Annotated in this window: 4 protein-coding genes and 1 pseudogene; 1 reads left to right on the top strand and 4 read right to left on the bottom strand. The window is 66.3% G+C overall.

Going from position 1 to position 3,838, the window contains the following annotated elements; translation table 11 throughout:
• Nucleotides 1-404: pseudogene (locus Q0U08_RS18540) on the top strand (TonB-dependent receptor); the annotation flags it as partial.
• Nucleotides 405-440: 36 nt separating this feature from the next.
• On the opposite strand, the gene mltG reads toward Q0U08_RS18540, so the two are convergent.
• The 4 genes from mltG to fabG all read right to left on the bottom strand — a co-directional run.
• Entirely contained in the window at nt 441-1,406 is a 966-nt protein-coding gene (gene mltG / locus Q0U08_RS18535; protein WP_298093179.1) for an endolytic transglycosylase MltG, read from the bottom strand.
• A gap of 60 nt (nt 1,407-1,466) precedes the next feature.
• Entirely contained in the window at nt 1,467-2,723 is a 1,257-nt protein-coding gene (fabF, locus tag Q0U08_RS18530) for a beta-ketoacyl-ACP synthase II (RefSeq protein WP_298093177.1), read from the bottom strand.
• 103 nt (nt 2,724-2,826) lie between these two features.
• Complete coding sequence (locus Q0U08_RS18525; RefSeq protein ID WP_019515010.1) at nt 2,827-3,063, bottom strand: acyl carrier protein; 237 nt, start codon at nt 3,061-3,063, stop codon at nt 2,827-2,829.
• 133 nt (nt 3,064-3,196) lie between these two features.
• Nucleotides 3,197-3,838, bottom strand: a 642-nt coding sequence (gene fabG, locus Q0U08_RS18520; RefSeq protein ID WP_298093176.1) for a 3-oxoacyl-ACP reductase FabG, incomplete at its 5' end; no start/stop codon positions are given.

Raw genomic sequence — 3,838 nt, 5'->3', positions numbered from 1 at the left:
CCGCCGGCACCCCCGGCGCCAGCCCGGACAATTGCAACATTTCGGGCCAGTGGCTGCCCGGCATCTCGCGCTGGGCCTTCTCCTACGGCGCGGAGTACGACCTGCCCGCCATGGTCGCCGGCGTCGAGGGTGCCTTCTATCTCGGCTATGACGGCAGCTATCGGTCGAAATTCTCGTCCAACCCGTCACGCTCGGCCTATACCGACGTGAACGGCTACAGCCTGTCCAACTTCCGCCTGGGCTTCAAGGCGCCGGGTAGCTGGAACGTGTTCGCGTGGCTGCGCAACGCGTTCGACCATGATTATTACGAGCTGCTCGCCACCCAATCCGGCTCGACCGGCCTGATCGTCGGCCAGCCCGGCGATCCGCGCACCTACGGCCTGACCGTCTCGCGGTCCTTCTGATCGTCAGGGGGGCCGGTCATCGCCGGCCCCCATCCCTCACATCTCGCCACGCGACCGGCGGATGGCATACCATTTCTGTACATTGGCATTATGCTCGGGCAGGGTGTTGGCAAAGACGTGCCCACCCGTCCCGTCCGCCACGAAATACAGCGCCGGGCTGGAGGCGGGGTTCAGCACCGCATCGATCGACGCCCGCCCCGGATTGGCGATCGGCCCCACCGGCAGGCCGGCGCTGGCATAGGTGTTGTACCCGTTCTTCGCCTGCAACTCCGACCGCCGGATGCGCCGCCCCAGCGGCCGCCCCTTGGTGATCGGATAGATCACCGTGGGGTCCGCCTGCAGCGGCATGCCGATGCGCAGCCGGTTGCCATAGACCGCCGCCACCATCCGCCGCTCGGACGGCTTGCCCGTTTCTTTCTCGACGATCGATGCGAGGATGATCGCCTGTTTGGGCGTCGATACCGCGATGTTCGGTTTCCGTTTCGCCCAAGCCTCCGCCAGATAGCGGTCCATCGCCGCCTGCATCCGCGTCACCACCGCCGCGCGCGTGTCCCCGCGCTGGAAAGCGTAGCTGTCCGGCAGGATCGACCCCTCGGCCGGCACCGGCACCTCCCCGGTCAGGCCGTCCGCCCGCATCAGCGCGTCATGCACCAGGGCCGACGGGTACCCCTCCGGCACCACCACCATCCGCTGGCGGACCTTGCCGTTCTGCAACAGCGCATAGACCTCGCTGGCGCTGGCCCCGGCGGGCACGTCATACTCGCCCGCCTTGATCGACCCGCCACCGCCGAACACGCGCGCCAGCAGGCGGAAGCGGGTGGCGGAGCGGATCGCCCCGGCCTGTTCCAGCTCGGTCGCCGCGCGTGCCAGGCTGGCGCCCTGCGGCACCACCACCGTCACCGGCCGCTCGGCCGGACCGGCGCCCGCCCACATGTTCGCCGCGACGAACCCCGCCAGCACGATGGCAGCGATCAGAACTATCAGACAGCCCAGCTTGCGCATCGTGATCCCCGTCGAGCAGCAATCAAGCCCCTCCCCTTAAAGGGAGGGGAGACAACCGTATCAGATCGCCTTCATCACCAGCGAGGCGTTGGTCCCGCCAAAGCCGAAGGAGTTATTCAGAACCGCCTTGACCTCACGCTTCTTGGCCTTGTGCGGCACCAGGTCGACGCCTTCCGTCCCCTCGTCAGGGTTGTCGAGGTTCAGCGTCGGCGGCACGATCTGGTCACGCAGCGCGAGGATGCAGAAGATGCTCTCGACCGCGCCGGCGCCACCGAGCAGATGGCCGATCGCCGACTTGGTGCTCGACATGGACGCGCCCGACAGGTCGTCGCCGAACACCCGCTTGGCGGCCGCCAGCTCGATCGTATCCGCCATGGTCGACGTACCATGGGCGTTGATGTAATCGATGTCCGACGGCTCCATGCCCGCCTTGCGCAGCGCCATGCGCATCGCGTTCTCGGCGCCCTTGCCCTCGGGATGCGGCGCGGTGACGTGGTAGGCGTCGCCCGACATGCCGTAACCGACGACCTCGGCATAGATCTTCGCGCCGCGCGCCTTGGCATGCTCATATTCCTCGAGCACGACGACGCCCGCGCCCTCACCCATCACGAAGCCGTCGCGGCCCTTGTCATAGGGGCGGCTTGCCTCGGTCGGACGGTCGTTCATGCTCATGTTGAGCGCGCGCGCCTGGGCGAAACCCGCCACGCCCAGCGGGTTGATCGTGCTCTCCGCACCACCCGCCAGCATGATGTCGGCATCGTCGTCGCGGATCATCCGCGCTGCGTCACCGATCGAGTGCGCGCCCGTCGAACAGGCGGTGACCACCGCATGGTTCGGGCCCATCAGGCCGTATTTGATGCTGACCTGGCCCGAGATCAGGTTGATCAGGCGGCCATGCACGAAGTGCGGGCTGACCCGTCCGGGGCCGCGCTGGTCCAGATTGACCGATTCGAGCTCGATGCCCGGCAGGCCGCCGATACCCGACCCGATCGACACGCCCGCACGCAGCCGCGTCTCTTCGTCCATCTCGGTCAGGCCGGCATCTTCCAGTGCCTGCCCGGCGGCGTCGATGCCATAGACGATGAACGGATCGACCTGCCGCTGGACCTTGTGGTCGACGCGCTTGTCAGGGTCGAAACCAAATTCGTGATCCTTGGGCTTCACCTCGCACGCGATGGTGCATTTCTGCCCCGTGGTATCAAAGCGGGTGATCGGACCGGCGCCCGACTTGCCAGCGATCAGATTGGCCCAGGCGGTTTCCACGTCAGCACCCAGCGGCGTGACAAGACCCAGTCCGGTGACGACGACGCGCCGCATATTCCACTCCATTCACAACGAAAACGGCTCCCCGCCCACTATGCCGGGGTCGGGAAGCCGCTAAATTCCGGCCCTTGACGGGCTAGGTCAATCCCCGAGGGGATCAGCCCTTATGCTCGTCGATGTACGTGATCGCGTCCTTGACGGTCGTGATCTTCTCGGCGGCATCGTCCGGGATCTCGACCCCGAACTCTTCCTCGAACGCCATGACGAGCTCGACGATGTCGAGGCTGTCGGCACCGAGATCGTCGATGAAGCTCGCGTCCTCGGTCACCTTGTCGGCTTCGACGCCGAGATGCTCGACGACGATCTTCTTCACGCGGTCGGCGGTCTCGCTCATGGTAATCCCTCTTCGTATCCTGCGGGGTTTAACGATATTCTGAACGCACGTAGAACGGGCCTCGGATTGTGGCAAGCCCGTCCGGAGCCTTGCGGCCCAGCTGATAGACGATCGAAGGGCCGTTGGGCTCCGATCACAGCATCGCCATGCCGCCGTTCACATGCAAGGTCTGCCCGGTCACGTAACCGGCCTCGCGGCTGGCGAGATAGACGACTGCGGCACCGATGTCTTCCCCCTTGCCCAGATCGCCGGCGGGAATTCTGGTCAGCAGCGCGCTCTTCTGCGCCTCGGGCAGCACATCGGTCATCGCGGAGCGGATGAAGCCCGGCGCGACGCAGTTCACCGTCACGTTGCGGCTCGCCAGTTCCTGCGCGATCGCCTTGGACATGCCGACCAGACCCGCCTTGGACGCGGCATAGTTCGCCTGACCCGGATTGCCGGTGGCGCCCACGACCGAGGTGATCGAGATCACGCGCCCGAACCGCGCCTTCATCATCGGCTTGGCGGCGGCACGCATCAGGCGGAACGCGGCTTCCAGATTGACCGAGATCACCTGATCCCACTCGTCATCCTTCATCCGCATGGTCAGGTTGTCGCGGGTGACGCCGGCATTGTTGACCAGTATGTCCAGCTTGCCCCCCAGCGCCGCCACCGCCTGCGGCACCAGCGCATCCACCGCCGCGGCGTCCGACAGGTCGCAAGGCAGCGCAACATGATCGCCCCCCAGCTCCCCCAGAAACGCCTCCAGCTTGCCCACATTGGACCCCGACACCGC

Origin of the sequence: uncultured Sphingomonas sp., from assembly GCF_946477935.1 — a bacterium.
GTDB lineage: Bacteria > Pseudomonadota > Alphaproteobacteria > Sphingomonadales > Sphingomonadaceae > Sphingomonas.
This window is presented reverse-complemented; position numbering and strand designations above follow the sequence as displayed.

What these genes read in the sequence shown, in the direction of transcription:
- mltG (WP_298093179.1), bottom strand. Translation starts at nt 1,406, where the DNA reads ATGCGCAAGCTGGGCTGTCTGATAGTTCTGATCGCTGCCATCGTGCTG.
- fabF (WP_298093177.1), bottom strand. Translation starts at nt 2,723, where the DNA reads ATGCGGCGCGTCGTCGTCACCGGACTGGGTCTTGTCACGCCGCTGGGT.
- Q0U08_RS18525 (WP_019515010.1), bottom strand. Translation starts at nt 3,063, where the DNA reads ATGAGCGAGACCGCCGACCGCGTGAAGAAGATCGTCGTCGAGCATCTC.